We start from the raw sequence: 21,410 nt of genomic DNA, 5'->3' as shown, positions 1-21,410 counted from the left end.
CAGTAACCGGAGAAGTGTTCCGGGCCTTGCGCGGGCGAAGAGGCCCGCAAGCACCCCGGGACGCGGCGTCAGAATCACGGCCAGGATCTCAGAGGAAGACCAATGCGCAAATTACTCATCTCCTCGACCGCACTCTCGGTCGCGCTGAGCTCGTTTCACACGCTGCCGGTCTATGCGCAGGAAAATGGGACAGAGACACAGGCTGAGATAGAAGCTCAGGCCGCAGCGGAAGCTCAGGCAGCAGCGGAGGCTCAGGCGGCAGCAGAAGCTCAGGCCGCAGCGGAAGCTCAGGCGGCAGAGGAAGCTCAGGCAGCGGCAGAGGCTCAGGCGGCAGCGGAAGCTCAGGCCGCAGCGGAAGCTCAGGCGGCAGCGGAGGCTCAGGCCGCAGCGGAGGCTCAGGCGGCAGCGGAGGCTCAGGCGGCAGCGGAAGCTCAGGCGGCGGCGGAAGCTCAGGCGGCGGCCACGAAAGCGGATGCGGCAGCTGAGGCAGACGCTCAGGCAACTGCGGATGCCGCGGCGCAGGCGGCAGCGGCCGCAGCGGCGGCCGAGACAGCTGCGGCCGAAGCCGCAGCCGCCAGCGCCGCAGCCGCGGAAGCCGCAGCAGCGGACGCCGCGACCTCGGATATCGAAACGCCTGACCCTGCTGTGCCGGCGGATGTCGCGGATGCGCTTGAGCCAGCCGATGCCGTTGCGGCAGAGGTCTCCCCCGAGGACCTCGCCAATGCGATCGATGTCCCGGTGCCGGAAGAGGAGGCGGTCAGCAGCCTCGCGGATATTCTGGGAATGCCGGAGGCCCAGGCCGATGCGGGTGCGGGTGCGGGTGCGGAATCCGAGGCCGGCACGAATGCGGATGCGACAGTCCTTGCGGTGCCCGCTGTGGCGGCGGCGTCCTTCCTTGAAGGCGTCCCGGGCGGGGTCGATGTCCCCGGCCTGGCAACCGGCACGGACACGGCAACTGCTGCGCCGGGCGCAGGGGAAGCGACCACTCCTGGGACGGGTGTTGCACCGGTCTCGGTGGTTGATACGATCATCACCGAAGCCAATACCCGGACCTCGGTCAATGAATTTGCCGCCGCCCCGGTCGCGGTCGGCAAAGGCAAGAAATCCGGCCTCTCGGACCTCGAGAAAGTCGGGTTGCTGGCGCTTGGGGCGCTGGCGGTGGGCACGATCATCAATGGCGGCAAAAAAGATGAACGCCGCGTTGTCAGCAATTCCGGCGACCGGGTGGTGGTCGAGAATGCGGATGGCTCTTACGTCGTCTATAAGGATGACGATGCCGTGCTGCGCCGTCCCGGCGTGCGCACCCAGACCGAGAGCTTTAATGACGGCTCGACCCGCACGGTGGTCAGCCGCGCCGATGGCACCCAGGTGGTGACGATCCGCGACGCCTCCGGCAGGGTGCTGCGCCGCGCCGCCTATGACCAATATGGCCAGGAGATGCTTCTGATCAACGATCTGGAGCCGGAACAGCCGATCATCGTGACGCAGCTGCCCAAGCCGCGCCCGGACCGGGTGGTGATCTCAACCTCAGACCAGAACGCGGCGCTGAAGGCGGAAATGGCGGCGCTGGAGGTCGAGGGCCTTGGCCGCAAGTTCAGTCTGCGCCAGGTGCGTGACATTCCGCAGGTGCGGGCGCTGGCGGCCACGGTCGAGGTGGACAGTATCACCTTTGACACAGGCTCTTCGGTGATCAATGCGACCGAAGCGAAGAAGCTCGCCGATCTTGGCCGGCTCATGCAGCAGCTGCTGGCATCGAACCCGGGTCATGTCTTCCTGATCGAAGGCCATACCGACGCGGTGGGCTCGGCAAGTTCCAACCTGCTGTTGTCGGACCGTCGGGCAGAGAGCCTCGCGCTGGCGCTGACCGAATATTTCGGCGTTCCGCCGGAAAACCTGGTGGTGCAGGGCTATGGCGAGGCCGAGCTGAAGATCCGGACCGAAGCGGCAGAACGCTCCAATCGCCGGGTGCTCGTGCGGCTGATCACACCGCTGCTGCGCAATGCGGGCTGAGACGCCCGACCCGGAAAAAGGTCTGACTTGCCCGGATAAGGGTCTGACTTAAACGACAAAGCCGCGCTGAAAAGCGCGGCTTTGGTCTTTGTCTCATCCCGTCAGCTGCGGCGTGAAGGCTGTCTCACCGCGGCCCGACCACCGCAAAACCCGCGCCGCGCGGGTCGCTTGCCATGGTGATCCAGGCGCCGCCCGGCACTTCGACAGGGCCATGCAGCACCTTGCCCCCCAGCGAAGTGATCCCGGCCGTTGCCGCGTCAATGCCCGGCACGCCGAAATAGGGCAGCCAGTGCGGCGGCGCGCCTTCCACGCCCAGCATCCCCATCATGCCACCGATATCGCGGCCATCATGGGCAAAAAGCTGGTATTTGCCATCCGGCCCCATATCCATCGCATCGGTCGCGCTCCAGCCGAACAGGGCGGCGTAGAACTGGAACCCGGCCTCGGGGTCCGAAGAGTGCAGCTCAAGCCAGTTGCCATGACCGGTTCTGGCCTGATCAAAGGCATGGCCCGGAGTGCCGTCTTCGGGCTGCAACAGGCCAAAGGCGGCGCCCTGAGGATCGGCCAGGATCGCGAAACGGCCGGTGCCGGGGATGTCCTCGGGCGCGCGATGCACATTGGCCCCGAGCGCCTTGGCTTTCGCGACCAGGTGATCGCAATGGTCAACCGCGAAATAGACCATCCAGAATTCCGGCATCGGGCTGTCGGGCGTCATCAACCCGGCAATCATCGCCCCGTCTTTGGTGGCAAGACCATAGTCAAACCCCTCCATTCCGGCATCCTGGAAGGTCCAGCCCAGCAATGGGCCGTAAAAGCCGCGCGCCGCCCCGGCATCCATGGTGCAGAGCTCGTACCAGCAGGGGGTTCCTTGCAATGTCATGGCTCAGATCCTCATTCTTCGACCAAAAGCGGCACGAAGCCGCCATAGATCATGCGCTTGCCGTCAAAGGGCATGGCTTCGGGCTTCATTTCGGGATCGCTTTCTGACCGCGCCTCCATGGCAGCATAGGCCTTGTCACGGGTCGCCTTGTCGGGCCAGGTCATCCAGCAAAACACCACGCTTTCGCCGTCCTGAAGATCCACCGCGCGCAAAAAGTCGGTCTGCTTTCCGGGCGGCACGTCATCCCCCCAGCCCACGACCAGGGTCAGCGCCCCGAGCGCCCTGAACGCGCCCCACCATTTCGCCTCATGGGCGCGGTAGGTCTCACGATCCTCATTGCGGACCGGGATCAGAAAACCATCAATATAGCCGGGAGACTGCTTTGCCATGATCTGCTCCTCCGGATCTCAGGTTGCGGTCTGCGCTCATGCTCCGGCTGATCCTCCCGAAAGGCAAATGGAATATCGAACAGCACCCGGAAGCGGCGGGAAATGACCGCCGCGCAGGGCGCCTCTGGTCGCCAGCCGATCATCCCGGCTCAGCGGCTCCCCATCATACCCCCAATATTTTCTGTCCTTAAATATCCCCGCCGGAGGCATTCCGGCGTCGCAAGACGCCGGAACAACAGATGCCTCAGTATTTCAGCGGCACGTAGAGCTCGGGCGGCAGAACGGCACGCTCATAATCGGGGTTGAAGACGCGTTCGGGCAGCTGGATGTCCTCATGCGGCACATCCTCATAGGGGAAGAGGCTGAGGAGATGGTCGATGCAGTTCAGCCGGGCGCGTTTCTTGTCGGTGCCCTCGACAATATACCAGGGCGCCTCGGGGATATTGGTGCGCGCCAGCATCTCTTCCTTCGCCTTGGTATATTGCTCCCACCGCACCCGGCTTTGCAGATCCATCGGCGAAAGCTTCCACTGTTTCATCGGATCATGGATCCGCATCAGGAAGCGCATCTGCTGTTCTTCATCGGTGATCGAAAACCAGTATTTCACCACTTTGATGCCCGAGCGCACCAGCATCCGCTCGAATTCCGGCACGTCCTGGAAGAACTGTTCCACCTGGTCTTCCGAGGCAAAGCCCATCACCCGCTCGACCCCGGCACGGTTGTACCAGGAGCGGTCAAACAGCACCATTTCGCCGCCGGCCGGCAGATGCGGCACATAGCGCTGGAAATACCACTGGGTTTTCTCGCGGTCCGAGGGGGCCGGCAGTGCCACGGTGCGCGCGACACGCGGGTTCAGCCGCTGGGTGATGCGCTTGATCGCGCCGCCTTTGCCGGCGGAATCGCGGCCCTCGAAGATCACGACCACGCGTTCCTTGTGATATTGCACCCAGGATTGCAGCCGGATCAGCTCGGCCTGAAGGCGGATCAGCGCGCGCAGGTATTCGCGGCGCTCCATCCCGGGCCCGTGGCGTTTCTTGTAGATCTTTGCGATTTCTTCGGACAGCTCGGCATCTTCCAGCTCAAGCTCATAATCCTCGTCGAAGGAATCCGAGAGTTCGGCTTCCAGCCAGTCCATCGGGGTCTGTTCGTTCATGGCATCCGTCGCGCGTGAGGGGAGTTCAGGATCTCAATGGCAGCAGAGCGTAACGGAAGCATGACGCTCCGGTGACGGAAATCAATGCGGAGCGGCCTGGGAAAACAGGTTGATCACCAGCACACCGGCAAGGATCAGCCCAATCCCGATCACCGCCGCGAGATCAAGCGATTGTTTCAGCCAGATCCAGCCGATCATCGAGATCAGCACGATGCCAAATCCTGACCAGATCGCATAGGCGATCCCCACCGGCAGGGTCTTAAGCGCCTGCGACAGGAAGAAAAAGGCGCCGCCATAGAGGCAGAGCATGAGGATGGTCGGCACCGCTTTGGTGAATTGCCGTGTCTGGGGCAGAAGCGAGGTCGCCATCACCTCCAGCGAGACCGCGAGGAGGAGCGTGACATAGGTTGTCAGCGTGGGGTTCATCAGCCGGGATTCCTTCGGGTCAGGTCAAGCAATGTTGCGCATAAGTCTGCCATCGGCTGGCGCAGATCGGGTTCGACCTGCCAGAGATCGGCAAGCCAGAAGCCATCCGCCGCGTGGCGCAGGATCTCGTACCAGGGGCCGGAATCGGTTGCGGCATGGCACGAAAGCCGGGCCCGCAGCCAGTCTGACCAGAGGCCGCGCATCCCGGGATTCATCAGCAGGACCGCGTTCAGCGGCGCCGAAGCCGCCAGCCGGGGGTCAAGCGTGGCGGCAATCCAGGCGCGGGTAAAACTGCCCTGCGGCTCGGGATCAGCCGCCATGCCGAGGTCGATGGCCGCATCGAAATGATCGAGGAGATCGCGCAACAGCGCGGTGATCAGCGCCTCTTTATCGGGGAAATGGTGAAAAAGCCCGCCCTTGGTCACCCCGGCGGCCCGGGCCACCGCCGCGATGGTCATCGCCTGGAGCCCGCCTGCGACCGCCAGCGCCGCAGCCGCATCAAGCAGCCGGCGCCGCAGAATCTCGGGCTGGCGGCGACGGGGCGACGCCGGGGAAAGCTCGGGCGGCGAAAGCGAGGCCGGGGAAGGCGAGGGTGGGGAAGGCGAGGGTGGGGCTGCGGTCATACCGGCAATTACATACCGTTTGGTATGTAATCGGCAACAGGTTTCTTGCCTGCCACCTTTAAGGCGCCAGGCCCTTAACAGGGGGCTGAAATTGACGGGCTGAGGTCCTGGTTTGTGCCGGAAAGCAGGCGGCTCGCCCGCGGGCGTCCTGCGAACCGCCGAATTTGAAATGTCCGCCGCCTGTGCCGGAAAGACCTCAGCCGCCGGGCAGATCCGGAATGTCCTACGCGCCACAGGCTGAGGCTTCGGATCGTCGCGTGCCGGGCCATAAAGCCCGGATAAAAGACAGGTCCGGGTCATAAATGCCGGGGGTCCGGGATTTCATCGCACCGGTCTCTGCCGCCGCTTGCGCCCGGTCGGGTGTGGTCCTATATTCCTTCTTGTCCGGGGCAACCCGGACTATGGCGATAAACGCACCTGTAATAGGCGGCTCGGACCCGGGGGCGGTACCCGGCGGCTCCACCAAATCTCCCGTTCATTGCGGGCGTGTGGGGCCGAAACAGGATCGACGGACGTTCAAAGAGGCCAGCTTTCGCTCGGTAAGGTACCACCGTTATCGGTCCATGATCACAGTTGCCAATGACAACAGTGCTCCGGTGGCGATGGCTGCGTAAGCAGCTCTCAATACCAAACCTAAGTCCTTGCGCTTAGCCGCGTAAGGCGGGGTTCGCAGGTACCTGGCAACAGAAACCTGCACCTTCCCCCCGTTTTCAGCCCGGGCACCTTTACCGAGGGTCATAAGGATCGGCATCGCGGCTGCGATTATGGCGGTTTTCACCATAATCGCCGTTCAGATACCGGCATGCATGCGCCGGCGCCGGGCGGCCGGTATCCGTTACGGTATTGCCAAGGCTTTTCCCGCCAGAGCAGCCGCGCTATGGCAGTGAGGCCTCGCCCCGGAGCCTGATCCGGTCCCGGCGGGCAAATTGCCAGAGAGGCATTCCCGAAAGGCATTGCTGTGAAACGGCACCGTCATATTCTGCATCCGCTGCAATCGGCGCGGGTCATTCTGGGGCATCGGCGATCTGCCGGGGCGGATCTGCTGCTGGCCACGGTCATCGCCTTCACCGCCGGCGCCGCCAATGCGGGCGGGTTTTTCGCGCTTGGTCAATATACCTCGCATGTGACCGGCTATCTGTCGCAGCTGGCCGATCACCTGGTGGTGGCTGAGTGGTGGATCTGCCTTGTCGCCGTGATCGCCATCGGCGCCTTTGTCAGTGGCGCCGCCTTTTGTTCGGCCCTGATCCACTGGGCGCGGCTGCATCTGCCGGGGCGCCAATATGCGGTGAGCGTGGCGGTGCAGGGCGTTTGCCTGATGCTGTTCGCCACCGGCGGCTGGTATGAGGGCGTGGCCTGGCGGCTCTGGTGCATGGCGTGTCTCTGTTTCACCATGGGGATGCAGAACGCCACCGTGACCAAAATCTCAGGCGGCAGGCTGCGCGCCACCCATGCCACGGCGATGATCACCGATATTGGCATTGGTCTCGGCCGCGCCCTGTATCGCCGCCATGCGCCCGACGCGGTCCACAGGGTCGACTGGCACCGGATGCGGCTGATGGCGCAGCTGGTTTTCACCTTCTTTCTGGGCGGGGTGACCGGGGCGCTTGGCTATGCGCGGGTCGGGTTCGGGTTCTCGCTGCCGCTGGGATGCCTGTTGCTGGCGATGGCGCTGCCGGCGCTCTGGAAATACCGGCAGGGCTGAGGACGCGCCTCAGCTGCATTGTGAAAAGCCGCAACTGGCGCAGATCAGGCAGCCCTCTTCCCTGCGCAGATCAAAGGATCCGCAACTGGGGCAGATGGCCTGCGGTCCGGGCTCTCCGGACCCGGTTCCCGTTCCGCACCCGGGGGCCTCGCCCGGCGGCGGGGCGCCGGGGTCGGAGTTCAGCCCCATTCCTTCGCCCGCGATGAAGCCGGTCGCGATCAGGTGGCGTTCGATCACACCGCCGATCGCCGCAAGGATCGAGGGGATGTAGCGTCCGTCAATCCAGGCGCCCCCCCTCGGGTCGAACACCGCCTTGAGTTCGCCCACCACGAAAGACACATCGCCCCCCCGCCGGAACACCGCCGAGATCATTCGCGTCAGCGCCACCGTCCAGGCAAAATGCTCCATGTTTTTCGAGTTGATGAAGACCTCGAAGGGGCGGCGGCGCCCGGCCGAGACGATATCATTCACGGTGATGTAAAGCGCATGTTCCGAACCCGGCCAGCGGATCTTATAGGTCTCGCCCGAAAGCGTGGCGGGGCGCGGCAGCGGCGCATCCCGGGGCGTATCGCTGTCCCCGGGGGCGGGCGCGACGCTCAGCACCGATCCTGTGACCGCATTGGGCCGGTATGTGGTGCAACCCTTGCAACCCATATCCCAGGCGGCAAGGTAGACATCGCGGAAGGCCTCGAACGGGATATCCGCCGGGCAGTTGATCGTTTTCGAGATCGAGCTGTCGATATGGCGCTGCGCCGCCGCCTGCATCCGCAGATGGTCCATTGGCGCCAGCTCCTGCGCGGTTACGAAATGCGCTGGCAGGGGCGCGTCACCATAAAGCGCACGCCAGCGCATCAGCGCGTAATCCCCGACCTCCTCCTCGCGCGCGCTGCCATCCTTTTGCAATACCCTGCGCCTTGTGCTCCAGGCGAAGACCGGCTCGATCCCCGACGACACATTGCCCGCATAAAGCGAGATCGTTCCCGTGGGCGCGATGGAGGTCACCAGCGCATTGCGGATGCCATGGCTGCGGATGGCGTCGCGGATATCCTTGTCCATCGCCGCCATGGTGCCGCCTTTGAGAAAGGCCTCAGCCTCGAACAGAGGGAAGGGGCCGCGCTCTTTCGCGAGATCGACCGAGGCGAGGTAAGCCGCCCGTGACAGCGCTTTGAGCCAGGCATCGGTCTGGGCCACCGCTTCATCCGCGCCATAGCGCAGCCCGCACATCAACAGCGCATCGGCAAGCCCGGTGACGCCAAGGCCGATCCGCCGCTTGGCCCGGGCCTCGGCCTCCTGTTCGGGCAGGGGAAAACGCGACTGGTCGATCACATTATCCAGCATCCGCACGGCGGTCGTGACCAGGTCGGCAAGCTCGTCGCCCGCGATCCGGGCCGTTTCGGTGAAAGGGTCACGAACCAGCGCGGCCAGGTTGACCGACCCGAGCAGGCAGGCGCCATAGGGCGGCAGGGGCTGTTCGCCGCAAGGGTTGGTGGCGCTGATCAGCTCGGCATAATGGAGGTTGTTCATCCGGTTGATGCGGTCGATGAAGATCACGCCCGGCTCGGCATAATCATAGGTCGCGCGCATGATCCGGTCCCAGAGCGCGCGGGCGGGCAGGCTGTGATAAACCCTGCCGCCAAAGACCAGATCCCAGTTTTGATCCGCGTTCACCGCTGCCATGAACGCATCGGTGATCAGCACCGAGAGATTGAACATCCTCAGCCGCGCCGCATCCTGTTTGGCACTGATAAAGTCAAGGATATCAGGGTGATCGCAGCGCAGTGTGGCCATCATCGCGCCGCGCCGCGCGCCGGCGGACATGATGGTGCGGCACATCGCATCCCAGACATCCATGAAGGACAAAGGCCCCGAAGCATCCGCCGCCACAGACGCTACCAATGCGCCTTTCGGCCGGATGGTCGAGAAATCATAGCCGATGCCGCCGCCCTGTTGCAGCGTCAGCGCAGCCTCTTTCAGGGCCTGGAAAATCCCTTCCATGGAATCGGGGATCGTGCCCATGACGAAACAGTTGAACAGCGTGACGGCGCGACCGGTGCCGGCTCCGGCCAGGATGCGACCGGCGGGCAGAAAGTGGAATCCTTCCAGCGCCGCCATGAACCGGGCCTCGGCGGCGGCAGGGTCAGGCTCGTCCACCGCAAGGGCGCGGGCGACGCGACGCCAGCTGTCGGCGACCGTCAGGTCGATGGGCGTGCCATCCGCGTCTTTCAGCCGGTATTTCATATCCCAGATCCGGGCCGCGACGGGCATGGCAAAGCCGGCCTGCGCGACAGAACCGGTCTGATCGGCGGGGCCGGTCAGGCGGTCGGCGGCGGCAGTATCGGGTGCAGTATCGGGCAAGGCGCAGACCCTCCGGCAAAGAGGGCCGTCAGCGGCGCGAGGAATGGGCCAGCTTTTGCGCCGGATCCGGCCAGACCCACAGGATAGGGGGGCGGAGGCCTTCGGTCAATCTTGCGGTGGCGGGGCAGGCGCCTATGATCCGGCCATGGGATTCGTGAACATACTCAAGCTTTGCGTCGGTGCCGAAAGCATCGGGGATCTTGCGACCTGGCAAGAGGAAAATGCGGCACGCTGGCCGGCGGGGCAGGCGGTGCATGTCACCCGCATGTGGCCCAAACGCGAGGCCGAGGTGCTGGCAGGCGGCTCGCTTTACTGGGTGATCAAGGGGGTGATCCTCTGCCGGCAGCGCATCACCGCGCTGGAACGGGTCGAGACCGGTGATGGCATCAGCCGCTGCGCCATCGTGATGGACCGCGAGATCATCCGCACCGAACCCGCGCCGCGCCGCCCGTTTCAGGGCTGGCGCTATATCGGTCCGGAGGACGTGCCGCGCGATCTGACGCTGAGCCGGGCCGGCGATGACAGCCTGCCGCCGGACCTGGAACGCGCTTTGGCCGAGATCGGCCTGCGCTGACGCGTTTTGCGCAACCGGCCCGATCTGAACTCCCCGATCCGCACTGCCGACCGGGGCCGGTTCAGAGCGGCCATTTCAGATGCGGGTGATCAGCCGCGACCGCGGGTGAAGCGGCCTTCGATCGTCGCGCCGCTCTCGATCACCAGGGTGTCATAAGTGATATCGGCGGTCACCTGGGCGGTGGCGCGCATGATGAAATGCTGGCTGTCGACCTTGCCGTCGAGCCGGCCATGCACCTCGACCGATTTCGCGCTGACCGAGCCGGAGATGCGGCCATGCTGCCCGACCGCCAGCGCGTCGGCGGTGATATTGCCATCGACCTCGCCCAGAACCTCAAGCGCGCCGGTCGAGCTGATCTCGCCGGTGATCTTCAGGTCAGAGCCAAGCACAGAGCGGGTCGCATTGCTGCGGCTGGCGCCGGCGGAAGGCGTGGTCGCCTGGGAGCCAGCCTGTCCGGGCTCGCCATTCGGAGCGGCAGTTTTCGAGAACATGGGGGATCTTTCTGAAAGCGTCTCGAGGGCGATAAGGCGGAATTGCGGCGCGAGGGTCAAGTGGACTGCGACCGGCGAGGCCGGGGAAAGCCGGTTTTCTGCCGAAACTCAATGATCACGACGGGACGGGGCGGCGTCCGGCATCCTTCCGGCATCCTAAAGCCGGTGAAAAGGCGCGTGAAACAGAGAGACGCGCTCTTTTGGGGCGGGGCCTCCTGTCCGCTGCGGGCGGCGTTGCCGGTCGGGGGCGGATCGCAGGGCGCATCCTGTCGCCGCGAATCAGGGGGCGGCGCGGTTGCGTTCTGGCCGGACTTCTCTGATAGTGCGGCTGTCTGGTGCTCTCCGGCCCGGGCAAGGGCGCAGGCCCTGTGCCGCTCCTGGCCGGAGGGATAATCGGGAAGGCGGTGCAAATCCGCCGCGTGCCCAACGCTGTAAGGTGGACCGCTGTTGCGGACCGGGCGGCAGATGCCACTGGCTTTGGCCGGGAAGGCGCCGTTTCGGGATGAAACCGAGCCAGAAGACCGGCCAGACCAGAACGGCCCCGGCTGCGCGGACGGCAGCAGGGGCGCCGGTTTGCCTGACAGGGGAAATGTCATGCCGATAAAACTGCCGCCCGCGGCCCGTTGCGATCACGCTCCTCGCGAACAGCTTTCTTCCGATCCGTATGGCTCAGCTCCGGGCACTTCTGGCCCTGACCTGCGCGCGCCCGGCACCGCCGCTGCCTTTTCGGCAGAGGAACGTGCCGCCGTCTACCGCGCGATCTTTGAGCGGCGCGATGTGCGGGGACAGTTCCTCCCCGATCCGCTCAGCGAGGATCTGCTGCTCCGGCTCCTGGCGGCGGCTCATGCCGCGCCTTCGGTCGGTCTCTCTCAGCCGTGGAATTTCATCCTGATCCGCGATGGCGGCGTGCGAGCCGAGATCCGTGCCGCTTTCGAGGCCGCCAATACCGAGGCGGCGGCGATGTTCGGCGAGGGGCGGCGCGCGCTTTATTCGCAGCTCAAGCTCCAGGGGATCTCCGAGGCGCCGCTGTGCCTTTGCGTCACCTGCGACCGCACACGTGGCGGTCCTGTGGTGCTGGGCCGCACCCATGATGCCGCGACCGACCTCTATTCCACGGTTTGCGCGGTGCAGAACCTCTGGCTCGCCGCGCGGGCCGAGGGGATCGGTGTCGGCTGGGTCAGCATCTTCCGCGAAGGTGATCTGAAGCGCATCCTGCATCTGCCCGATGATGTGGTGCCGGTGGCGCTCCTGTGTCTTGGTCATGTGCGCGATCTCTATGACCGGCCGGAGCTCGAGGTCAGGGGCTGGGGGCAGCGTCACCGTCTGGAAGACATGGTCTTCGCCGACCGCTGGCAGGGGCGCTGAGGACCGCCGCTGCCGTCCGGCGCGACGCCGGAACAGGCCGCCGCAGCGGGATAAGGGCCGTTGTTGCGGCGAAGGCTGGCAATGACCAGTGATCGGGAGAATGACGGCCCGTCAGCCACAGAAGGATAACACTGCTTCCCGCGCAGCGTTCCGGTCTGCGACCCGACTTGATCCGGTTCAGGCAGCAGCAGAGGGACTGCCTGAACCGGCGGTGCTGATCCTGCGGCCCGGGGGACCGCAGGTGTGGCACAGACGAAAGCGCCGGCGACATCGTGCCGCCGGCGTCAGGCGAAAGGGCAGGTCGGGCCGCCTCAGCGCAGCATTGCAGCGGTATTGCCGCCATCGACGGTGATCACCGCCCCGGTCGAGGTGCGCGCCCGGATCAGTGCGAGCGCGGCCTGGGCCACATCTTCTGCCGTGACTTCGCGATGCAGCAGGTTGCCACGCATATAGACCTCGGGCGTGACGCCCCGGGCGCGGGCACGTTCCTCGATCATCTGGTCGGTCATCAGCCCGGTGCGGATCCGGTCCGGATTGACCGCATTCGAGGTGATGCCATCCGCCGCATGTTCCACCGCATATTGCTTCATCAAGGCCATCAGCGCGGCTTTCGACGTGCCATAGGGGCCGAAGTCCGGACCCGGGTTCACCGCCTGTTTCGAGACGTTGAACAAGAGCGCACCGCCGGTGCCCTGGGCCTGCATCACCCGCACCACCGCGCGGGCGACATAGTGGTGACCCCAGAAATTCAGCTCGAACGCAGCGCGGAAATCATCATCCGACACGTCGAGAAGCGCGCCCTGCCAGGCCGCCCCGGCATTCGAGACGAGGATGTCAACGCCGCCAAAGCGCAGCGCCACCTGCGCAATCGCCGCATCGACCGCAACCGCATCGGTCAGATCGCAGCCGATGCCGATGCCGCCCAGCCGCTTCGCCGCCTCTGCGGCCTTGTCGGCGTCAATATCCAGCAGTGCAATCTCGGCACCTTCGGCGCGCAGGGCCTCGGCCATGACAAGGCCCAGACCACCGGCACCGCCGGTGATCACCGCGACCTGGCGGGTCAGCGGCTTTTCCGCGACCTTCTTGAGCTTCACCTGTTCCAGCGACCAGTATTCCAGATCAAAAAGGTCTGCCTCGGGCAGCGCTTCGAAAGCGTCGATCCCTTCGGCGCCGCGGATCACCTGGATCGTCGCCTCGGCGACATCGGCCCCGATCCGGGCGGCTTTCGCGGTCGGGCCGGCGGCAAAGACGCCGACGCCTTCGACGTAGAAGACGCGGGGCATCGGGTCGAGCATGGTCTTGATGCCGCCCGCCCGCGCATTGTTGCGGGTGAAATAATCAGTGTAATCCGCGATATAGCCCGCGATCTTCTCGCGGACCAGCGCCGCCCAGGACTTCAGATCACCCGCTTTTGGCGCGGGCAGTGCCAGGCCGAAGCGCTTGATATGGATGACATGTTCGGGTGTCGCATTGCCACGCCGGGTCAGGCTTTCGACATTTTCCGCGCCGCAGAAGTCCAGGATATCCTGGTTGACGCGATGTTCGATCACGAAACGGCGGGGCAGGCCTTCCTGCGCGCCCGGCAATGCGATGGCGCCGCGCAGGATCGGCGCGATCTTTGCCGCGTCTGCAAGCCCGCTCAGCACAGGCGCGGTGCCGAAGGGTTTCGGATTGCCCTCCGCGATGCGGTTTTCGGCGCGGGTGATCGCCTCGATCATCGCCTCATAGGCGACACGCGGATCGTCGGACCAGGTGAAGATCCCGTGTTTGATCAGGATCATCCCGGGCGCATCGGGGCGCTCATTATATGCTTTCAGACAAACCTTCGAGAGGTCAAAGCCCGGCATCACATAGGGAATGACGATATATTCGGGGTAAAGCGCGCGGATCAGCGCCTCGCCATTCGGCTGATTGGTCAGCGCGACAATCGCATTGGCATGGGTGTGATCGACATGGCGGAAGGGCAGGATCGCATGCAGGATCGCCTCGACCGAAGGATTGGGCGAGGCCGGATCCAGCAAGAGGCGGCGCTGCAGCATGACCATATCGTCATCCGACAGCACCTCGTAATTCACCATCGCCTTCAGCTCGGCCAGACGCAGCGCCGGCAGGCCCGCAGGCTCGATCTGGCCCATATCCCAGCCCGACCCCTTGACGCAGAGCACCTCGACCGGCGTGCCGTCATGGTCATTGATCACGGTTTTCACCGATGTATTGCCGCCGCCATGCAGCACCAGCTGCGGCACCTGGCCCAGCAGCCGCGTCGTCCAGGTGCGGATCGCCACATCGCGGTTCACACCGGCCGCAACATAGGCGGCAACGGTTTTTTCGAAATCCGCATCGGACCACAGGGATTGCATCGGATCTTCTCCTTGGACATTCAGGTCTGAGTTTATGTCAAATGACAGTTATTGGTGTCAAATGTCAATGCGAGTACGAAAGAGATCGGTGAAAGCCTCGCCAAGGCCTGGGTTTCGTGGCAAAGCTGATGGCAGGACAGGGCGTGACGGGCAGGGGGACTGATGTCGGCAGAGGCGCAGATACGCGGGCGGGGGGCCGTGCCGGCAGAATTCGACGATATCGTGATCTGGGCCGCCTGGCTCTATTATGAAGAAAGCCTGAACCAGAGCGATATCGCCGCGCGGCTCGGCGTCTCGCGCGCCAGCGTGGTCAATTATCTCCAGGAAGCGCGCGAACGCGGCGCGGTGCGGATCAGCATGGATGCGGGTGTTATGGCGCGGCATTCGCTGTCGCTGGCCCTCGCCGCGCGCTTTGGCCTCGAAGAGGCGCTGGTGGTGCCGGTGCAGCCCGGAGACGATGCGGCGACGCGACTGGCAGCCCTTGGCGCCGCCGGGGCGCGGCAGCTTGAGCGGATGCTGACCCCGGGTGAGACGCTCTGCATCTCCTGGGGCCGCACCGTGCTGGCGGTGGCCGATGCGATCTCGCAGCCCGTCGAGGGGCTGAGCGTGGTCCAGGTCACCGGCGCAGCCATGGGGCGGCGCGATTTCTCCGCCGAGCTCTGCACCGCGATCATGGCGCGCAATCTCGGCGCGCTGAGCATGGTGATGCATGCACCGGCGGTGCTGTCGAGTGCCGCGCTCTGCACCGCCTTGCGCGAGGAGCCGGCGCTTTCCGAGCAATTCGCGCTGATCCGCAAGGCGCGCACCATCGTTTTCGGTCTCGGCGGTCTCGGGCCGGACAGCACGATGCGGATCGCCGGCATTGCCGGCACGGATGAGATCGACGCCTATGCCGCAGATGGCGCCGAAGCGGTGCTGATCTGCCGTTTCCTCGATGCTGAAGGCCGGCAGATCCGCCGTGATTTTGACAGCCGTATGATGGGGATCGAACTTGAAGAGCTGCGGGCCATCCCCCGCCGGGTCTGCGTCGCCGGTGGCCCAGGAAAGATCGCCGCGCTGCGCGCCACTCTGAAGGGCGGCTATGTCAGCCATCTGGTAACCGACACCGAAACAGCCGCGGCGCTTCTGAACGCCTGACCTGTTTCTTTGTCCATTTCCGCTTGATCAAAATACTCTGCGGGGGGGTCCGGAGGGGTGCAAAACCCCTCCGGGGCCAGCCAAAGGGCGCTGCCGTCAGCCCTTGACTTTCGCCGTATTCATGAACTCAAGCGTATGGTCGAACGACTGCACACCCGCATCTGACCCGAGCCCGGTCGCCACCAGCGCCGCCGTCGCCTGGGCGAAATTCAGCGCGGTTTTCAGATCCATTTTATGATGCAGCGCGGTGATGAAGCCCGCGTCGAAGGCATCGCCGCAGCCGGTGGTATCGACCACCTCAATCTCAAATGCCGGCTGGCGAACCACGGCGCCCTTGTTATCCATGAAACAGACGCCATCCCCGCCAAGCGTAAAGACGCATTGTTTCACCCCGCGATCGAGGAAGAAGCGCCCCGCGCCCTCGACCGTCGTCGCGCCGGAAATCGCCTGGGCTTCTTCGACCGAGGGCATGAAGTAATCGATATGCGGGAACAGCGGCGCGACGAGGCTGATCGTATTGTCATCCGCGCCAAGGAGGTCAAAGGTGGTCGTCCGCCCGCGCCGCTTGGCCTCGGCCAGAAGCTTCGCGCTCGGCTCCCCATCGAGTTTCGCCAGCAGACCGGTGCCGCCGAGATGGATGATCGGGGCGGCCAGCACCGCATCCAGCGTTTCGGGGATGATGTCGAAATGATCCGACGCGCCGCGCTGATGCAGGGCAGGGCGCTCGCCATTCCGGCGGATATTCAGGATCGAGGCCGAGGTTGGCACGCCCGCAAGGCGCTGCATCTGGGTCGTGTCGACCCCGAACCGCGCCAGCGTCGCCAGCACGAAATCGGCCTTTTCGTCGTCACCAACCGCACCGACCGCAAGGCAGTTCAGCCCGTGTTTCGCCAGATCGACCACGGTACCGCCGGCGGTACCGGCCACGGTCAGGCGGATTTCGTCGATAAAGGCGACCGAGCCGCCGGGCGGGATCGCATCGACCGGCCGCCCCAGCACGTCAAGGATATAAAGGCCGATGACCGAAACATCATGGCTCATGGTGGTTCCTCCCGGAAGGTTGTTCAGCCGCGCCTTGCTCAGTTGCGTTGGCGCAGCGCGAAAATGGTGCCGGCGATCAGGATGAAGATGCCGACAATGGCAAGCTGCAGCGTCGAGGGGATGCCCACGAAGACCAGAACATTGCTCACCAGCGTGATCAGCAGCACACCGAGCAGCGTGCCGATCACGGTCCCCGAGCCGCCGGTGATCCGCGCGCCGCCAAGCACCACGGCTGCGATGATCTCCAGCTCCATCCCGGCAAGGTCAAAGGGGTTCGCGAGACGGTTCGAGGCAACATGCACGATGCCCGCGATACCAGCCAGCAGTCCCGCCCAGCCGAACACGAACAGCCGGATATGGAAGAGGTTGAAGCCAAGGCGTTCTGCGATCCCCGGATTGCCGCCCGAGGCAAAGATCGCGCGGCCCATCAGGGTGCGTTCAAGGATGAACCAGGTGGCGAAGGCAACCACGACCAGCACCAGAACGGTCGCAGGCAGGGTCGAGATCACCCCGGTACCGCCGGTCCAGGTGATGAGGGAGGCCTTGCCGAAGGCCTCCATCGAGGCGGGCAGGTTCATGAACAGCGCTGTCCCGACAAAGGTCAGAAGCGCCGAGCGGATGATATATTGCGTGCCGATGGTGACGATCAGCGAGGGTGCGCGCAGGGAATGCACCAAAAGCCCGTTGATCACGCCAAAGACCGCGCCGCCCAGGGCCGCCAGCGGCAGGATCACCCAAAGCGGCATGCCCGGAAAGATATTGGTGACCAGCATGGTCAGCGCATACATCACAAAGGCCGCGATGGCAGTGAAGGAGACGTCGATGCCGCCTGCGGCCAGCACCACAAGCACGCCCATCGCAAAGATCCCCCGCACCACCGAGGCGCGCAGAATGTCGAAGACATTGTTCATCGCGAAGAAATTCGGGTTCGCAATGGCCACGCCGATCACCGTCACCACGATCAGGGCAAGGGTGAAGAGCTCGGGCCGGCGGCCCATCAGATCCCAGAGGCGCGCGGGCAGACCCGGGGTTGCGGCGGAAGCGGGGACGTCGGTCATGCTGGCATTTCCAGGTCTGTGACGGCGGGCGCTGCGCCGGCCATTGTCTGATAGAGGCGATCTTCGCTGGTGGTCGCCGCGTCATAGGTTGCGGCAATCGCGCCCTGGCGCATCACGGCGATGCGGTCGCAATTCTGCAAAAGCTCGGGCAGGTCATCCGAGATGATGATGACGCCCATCCCCTCATCCGCAAGGCGCTGGATGATGCGGAAGATGGTGTCTTTCGACCCGACATCGACACCGACCGTCGGGCCGTGCAGGATCAGAAGGCGTGGTTCAATCGTCAGCCAGCGCCCGATCAGCACGCGCTGCTGATTGCCACCCGAGAGCGACTGCACCGGGGCCGCGACATTCGGTGCCACGACCTGGAGGCCGGCAATCTGGTCTTCGGCCAGTTTGCGCGCGCGTTTCGGGCTGATCATGCCGATTGCGTTTTTCAGCCGGTCAAGCACCGGCAGGGTCACATTGTCCTGGATCGGTTTTTCCAGAAACAGCCCTTCGGTCAGGCGGTCTTCGGGGACATAGCCGATGCCGTCCCGGATCGCCTCGCCGGGGGTTTTCGGCCAGACGGATTTGCCTTCCAGCCGGATCGCGCCGCTGCTTGCCGGGCGCACACCCGACAGCGCCAGTGCCAGTTCATTGCGGCCGGAATCGAGAAGCCCGGTGATGCCGAGGATCTCGCCCTTGCGCAGGCTCAGCGACAGGTTCCGGAAGGCGTTTGTCTGTGTGAGGGTCTCGACCTCCAGCAGCCCCTCGCCGATTTTTGGTTCGGTCCGGTAGCGCGCCTCGGAAATCTCGCGGCCGGTCATCAGCTGACTGATCTCGGATTTATTGGTGGTGGCGACCTCGCGTTCCGCCACTTTCAGGCCGTCGCGCATGATGATCGCGTGCCCGCCCAGCGATTTCACCTCGTCGAGCTTATGGGTCACGAAGAGCACCGTCACGCCCTGGTCAAGAAGGCGGCGCACCACGGAAAGCAGGTTCTCGACCTCCTGCCGGGTCAGCGAGGTGGTGGGTTCATCCATGATGACCAGCCGCGCCGAGGCCGCGATGGCGCGGGCAATGGCCACGAGCTGGCGGGTCGCGAGCGGCAAAGTATCGGTGCGGCGTGTGAGGAAGGCAGGGTCGGTCGGCAGATGCACCTCGGCCAGGGCTTTGGCGGCAGTGGCGAAAAGCTCCGCCCGTTTCAGCCGCCGCGCCAGACGCCCGCCCGCCGCGACCAGCTGGCCGGTCAGCGCGATATTTTCCGCCACCGACAGGTTCGGCAACAGGGAGAGATCCTGGTAGACGGTCTCGATCCCGGCCTTCAGCGCACCAATGGCCCCGATATCGCCGGCCAGCGGGCCGGTGGCCTCGCCATCGATGAAGATCTGCCCCGAGGTCGCATTCTGTGCGCCCGAGACGATCTTGATCAGGGTGGATTTGCCGCAGCCATTCTCGCCCATCAGATGGTAAATCTGGCCCGCCTCCAGCGTGAGGCTGACATCTTTCAGCGCCTGCACGCCGCCGAAGGATTTCCGCAGGTTGCGGATTTCCAGAAAGGGCTTCTGGCCGGTGGATTGGTTGGTCTGGCCTGGCTGCGATTGCATCGCGGTCGTCCTTAGCTTGGGAATGCGAAGGCGCGGGCAGAATGCCGCGCCTTCGCCTGGTTGTCCGGTCAGGGAGGGCAGATCAGAACGGGTAGTTCTTGTATTCGTCTTTGCCGACATCAACCCAGGCAGCGCCCTGGATGATGATGCCCTTGCCCGGGCCCTGCGTCACGGTGACGGCGTTATAGCCCGGCACGCCGAGATCGGCGCCATCGGCGATTTCCTCGCCGGCCAGCACTTTGGCGGCGACGACATTCATGACATAGCCCGCATCTTTCGGATCCCAGAAATAGATGCGGTTGACCGCACCGGATTCGAGATAGGGGCCGGTGTCTTTCGGAAGGCCGAGGCCATAGACGCAGACCTTGCCGACAAGGCCGGCCTCTTCAACCGCACGGCCGATGCCGATCACATCGATGGCCGACGAACCCTGGAAGCCTTTGATATCCGGATAGGCACGCAGGATTTCTTTTGCCTTGTCATAGGCCTTGTTCGCGTCGTTGAACGACTCGTTCTTGGCTGCGACCAGCTCCATGCCCGGGTGGTTTGCTGCGGCGCTTTCAGCACCGGCATCGGCCCAGATGTTATGGGTCAGGCTGCCGAGCGAGCCGACAAAGCTCGTCCATTTGCCCTCACCGCCCATGCATTCCGCAAGGCCGTCATTGATCTTGCGGCCGAAGGCTGCGTTGTCGAAGGCTTCGATATCGGCATCGGCGTTGACGATGCTGTCGCCTTCATGCGCGATGACCTTGATGCCACGGGCCTGGGCACGCCGCAGCACGCCTTCAAGAGCCGCCGGGTCCATCGGCACGACCGCGATGGCCGAGACGCCTTTGGCCACGAGGTCTTCGATGATGCGGGCCTGTTGTGCGGCATCGGCCTGAGCCGGGCCGACCTGAACCGCGTCGATGGCCTCATTGTCGGCGTCAAACGCTTTCACGCCTTCATCCATCCGCACGAACCAGCCTTCGCCGGTGATCTTGACCACGGTGGTGATCGACTGCTTGTCCTGGGCCATGGCCGCGCCTGCGACCATCGCACCGGCGATCATGGCGCTTCCGGCCAGTTTCGCGAGTGTTTTCATGGTAGTCCTCCTCCGGTTTTCAGGGGCATTTGTCTTGCAGCGATCCGGCCTGCCCTGCGGGGCCGGCGCCGCATCCGTTATCGCGCCGGTCGGAACCAGTACGACAGATCCACCCGCGCCGAGGCCAGCAGCGCCAGAAGCAGCACCCCCCAGGCCAGATCGCGGAAGAAGTTCGAGATGCCGAGGAAGTTGAAAAGGCTCGACAGCATCTGCAATGCGGTGGCGGCCAGCAGGACGCACAGGACGCGGCCATATCCGCCTTCGGGTTTAACACCGCCCAAGACCGCGATCAGGATGGCGATCAGCACGTAAGAGCTGCCGTAATCCCATTTCACCGAGCCCGCGCGCGATGCGATCACGATGCCCGCGACCGAGGCGAGGATGCCGCAGATCGCATAGGTGATGACGATCATCCGCTTCACCGGGATACCGCCATAGCGGGCGGCTTTCTCATTCGATCCCAGCAGCATCAGCTTGACGCCGAAGGGGGTGAAGCGCAGCAGATAGCCGATCAGCCCCGCGATCAGCACGAACAGCGCGAAACACAGCGGCACACCCAGCACCGGCAGATTGCCGAAATCATCCAGCGGCGGGATATAGCCGAGGCTCACAGAAGAGCCATTGGTCAGCCAGACCGCGATCCCGGTGAACAGAAGCTGGGTGCCAAGCGTCGCGATCAGCGGCGTCAGCCCGGTATAGGCGATCATCAGCCCGTTGATCAGCCCGCCGGCCAGACCGACGCAAAGCGCGATGCCGGCGAAAGTCCAGGAGAAAGCCATAGGCGCATCGCCCGGGGGCAGGATGCGGCTTGCGACCAGAAAGGCGGTGATGCCGGCAAGGTTCGCCAGCGCGATCCCGGAAAGGTCGATGCCGCCATTGCCGGAAATCATCGCCAGCGCGACGCCAAGCGCCAGCAGGCCCAGTTCCGGCACCTGCGCGGCCATCACCTGCAGATTATAGCTGTCAACGAAATTCGCCCCGGCCAGCAGGGCGCCTGCCACCAGCACAATCACATTGATCAGGGCCAGAAACACGGTCTGGCGGTCAGCGGTCTTGATCACGGTCTTCCTCCCGCCGGGGCAGGGGCAGACGGCGCGCCCTGATCCGGTTCTGTATATCGACACTGGCCCGTGACAAATGTCAATGCTTGCTGTCGTATGTCATGGGCCTGTT

At 64.5% G+C, this 21,410-nt stretch carries 18 protein-coding genes, 1 other RNA gene and 1 riboswitch; of the genes, 6 read left to right on the top strand and 13 right to left on the bottom strand.

Translation table 11 applies throughout. From position 1 onward, the window contains the following. The first annotated feature begins 102 nt into the window (after positions 1 to 102). Complete coding sequence (locus JC607_RS03160; protein WP_198835498.1) at positions 103 to 2,010, top strand: OmpA family protein; 1,908 nt, start codon at positions 103 to 105, stop codon at positions 2,008 to 2,010. Between the two features lie 124 nt (positions 2,011 to 2,134). On the opposite strand, the gene JC607_RS03155 is transcribed toward JC607_RS03160, so the two are convergent. The 5 genes from JC607_RS03155 to JC607_RS03135 all read right to left on the bottom strand — a co-directional run bounded on the left by JC607_RS03155 (position 2,135) and on the right by JC607_RS03135 (position 5,481). Then, positions 2,135 to 2,890, bottom strand: a complete 756-nt coding sequence (locus JC607_RS03155) for a VOC family protein (protein ID WP_198835497.1) — start codon at positions 2,888 to 2,890, stop codon at positions 2,135 to 2,137. An 11-nt stretch (positions 2,891 to 2,901) separates the two neighbouring features. After that, positions 2,902 to 3,279, bottom strand: coding sequence for a DUF1428 domain-containing protein (locus tag JC607_RS03150; RefSeq protein ID WP_198835496.1), 378 nt, complete (start codon positions 3,277 to 3,279; stop codon positions 2,902 to 2,904). A gap of 244 nt (positions 3,280 to 3,523) precedes the next feature. Continuing rightward, positions 3,524 to 4,432 (bottom strand): polyphosphate kinase 2, encoded by a 909-nt coding sequence (ppk2, locus tag JC607_RS03145; protein WP_198835495.1) that lies wholly within the window; start codon positions 4,430 to 4,432, stop codon positions 3,524 to 3,526. Positions 4,433 to 4,513: 81 nt separating this feature from the next. Then, a complete protein-coding gene (locus JC607_RS03140) occupies positions 4,514 to 4,846 on the bottom strand; it encodes a multidrug efflux SMR transporter (protein ID WP_370584744.1) in 333 nt (110 codons plus the stop codon). A gap of 11 nt (positions 4,847 to 4,857) precedes the next feature. Then, on the bottom strand, positions 4,858 to 5,481 hold the full coding sequence (locus JC607_RS03135) for a TetR/AcrR family transcriptional regulator (protein ID WP_198835493.1): 624 nt from the start codon (positions 5,479 to 5,481) through the stop codon (positions 4,858 to 4,860). 342 nt (positions 5,482 to 5,823) lie between these two features. On the opposite strand from JC607_RS03135, the gene ssrA reads away from it, so the two are divergent. Both ssrA and JC607_RS03125 read left to right on the top strand, forming a co-directional pair. Further along, positions 5,824 to 6,179, top strand: a transfer-messenger RNA (tmRNA) gene (ssrA, locus tag JC607_RS03130). Positions 6,180 to 6,439: 260 nt separating this feature from the next. After that, on the top strand, positions 6,440 to 7,183 hold the full coding sequence (locus JC607_RS03125) for a YoaK family protein (protein WP_198835492.1): 744 nt from the start codon (positions 6,440 to 6,442) through the stop codon (positions 7,181 to 7,183). Between the two features lie 9 nt (positions 7,184 to 7,192). On the opposite strand, the gene JC607_RS03120 is transcribed toward JC607_RS03125, so the two are convergent. Next, the gene (locus JC607_RS03120; RefSeq protein ID WP_198835608.1) at positions 7,193 to 9,448 is read right to left on the bottom strand and encodes an adenosylcobalamin-dependent ribonucleoside-diphosphate reductase; all 2,256 of its coding nucleotides are present in this window, start codon (positions 9,446 to 9,448) and stop codon (positions 7,193 to 7,195) included. A gap of 235 nt (positions 9,449 to 9,683) precedes the next feature. Between JC607_RS03120 and JC607_RS03115 the strand changes: the two genes are divergently transcribed. Next, entirely contained in the window at positions 9,684 to 10,112 is a 429-nt protein-coding gene (locus JC607_RS03115; RefSeq protein WP_198835491.1) for a DUF1489 family protein, read from the top strand. A gap of 89 nt (positions 10,113 to 10,201) precedes the next feature. Here the strand turns inward: JC607_RS03115 and JC607_RS03110 are convergent, their stop codons facing one another. Beyond that, complete coding sequence (locus JC607_RS03110) at positions 10,202 to 10,603, bottom strand: polymer-forming cytoskeletal protein (protein WP_198835490.1); 402 nt, start codon at positions 10,601 to 10,603, stop codon at positions 10,202 to 10,204. A 368-nt stretch (positions 10,604 to 10,971) separates the two neighbouring features. Then, a riboswitch (cobalamin riboswitch) is annotated at positions 10,972 to 11,129 on the top strand. 68 nt (positions 11,130 to 11,197) lie between these two features. Between JC607_RS03110 and bluB the strand changes: the two genes are divergently transcribed. After that, positions 11,198 to 11,968, top strand: coding sequence for a 5,6-dimethylbenzimidazole synthase (bluB, locus tag JC607_RS03105; protein ID WP_198835489.1), 771 nt, complete (start codon positions 11,198 to 11,200; stop codon positions 11,966 to 11,968). Positions 11,969 to 12,279: 311 nt separating this feature from the next. Here bluB and JC607_RS03100 read toward each other — a convergent pair whose 3' ends face one another. After that, the gene (locus tag JC607_RS03100; protein ID WP_198835488.1) at positions 12,280 to 14,328 is read right to left on the bottom strand and encodes a bifunctional aldolase/short-chain dehydrogenase; all 2,049 of its coding nucleotides are present in this window, start codon (positions 14,326 to 14,328) and stop codon (positions 12,280 to 12,282) included. Between the two features lie 162 nt (positions 14,329 to 14,490). On the opposite strand from JC607_RS03100, the gene JC607_RS03095 reads away from it, so the two are divergent. Beyond that, entirely contained in the window at positions 14,491 to 15,465 is a 975-nt protein-coding gene (locus tag JC607_RS03095; protein WP_198835487.1) for a sugar-binding transcriptional regulator, read from the top strand. 96 nt (positions 15,466 to 15,561) lie between these two features. On the opposite strand, the gene JC607_RS03090 is transcribed toward JC607_RS03095, so the two are convergent. From JC607_RS03090 to JC607_RS03070, 5 genes are all read right to left on the bottom strand, one after another. Continuing rightward, entirely contained in the window at positions 15,562 to 16,506 is a 945-nt protein-coding gene (locus JC607_RS03090) for a carbohydrate kinase family protein (RefSeq protein ID WP_198835486.1), read from the bottom strand. A gap of 38 nt (positions 16,507 to 16,544) precedes the next feature. Continuing rightward, entirely contained in the window at positions 16,545 to 17,564 is a 1,020-nt protein-coding gene (locus JC607_RS03085; RefSeq protein WP_198835485.1) for an ABC transporter permease, read from the bottom strand. Beyond that, positions 17,561 to 19,153, bottom strand: a complete 1,593-nt coding sequence (locus JC607_RS03080) for a sugar ABC transporter ATP-binding protein (protein ID WP_198835484.1) — start codon at positions 19,151 to 19,153, stop codon at positions 17,561 to 17,563. Before JC607_RS03080 ends, JC607_RS03085 begins: the two co-directional genes overlap by 4 nt. Positions 19,154 to 19,235: 82 nt before the next feature. Next, complete coding sequence (locus JC607_RS03075; protein WP_198835483.1) at positions 19,236 to 20,237, bottom strand: substrate-binding domain-containing protein; 1,002 nt, start codon at positions 20,235 to 20,237, stop codon at positions 19,236 to 19,238. Positions 20,238 to 20,314: 77 nt separating this feature from the next. Further along, on the bottom strand, positions 20,315 to 21,298 hold the full coding sequence (locus JC607_RS03070) for an ABC transporter permease (RefSeq protein WP_198835482.1): 984 nt from the start codon (positions 21,296 to 21,298) through the stop codon (positions 20,315 to 20,317). Positions 21,299 to 21,410 lie beyond the last annotated feature (112 nt).

It is taken from the genome of Paracoccus sp. IB05 (assembly GCF_016405985.1).
GTDB lineage: Bacteria > Pseudomonadota > Alphaproteobacteria > Rhodobacterales > Rhodobacteraceae > Pseudogemmobacter.
The sequence above is the reverse complement of the archived record's forward strand: the minus strand, read 5'-3'. Positions and strand labels throughout refer to the sequence as shown.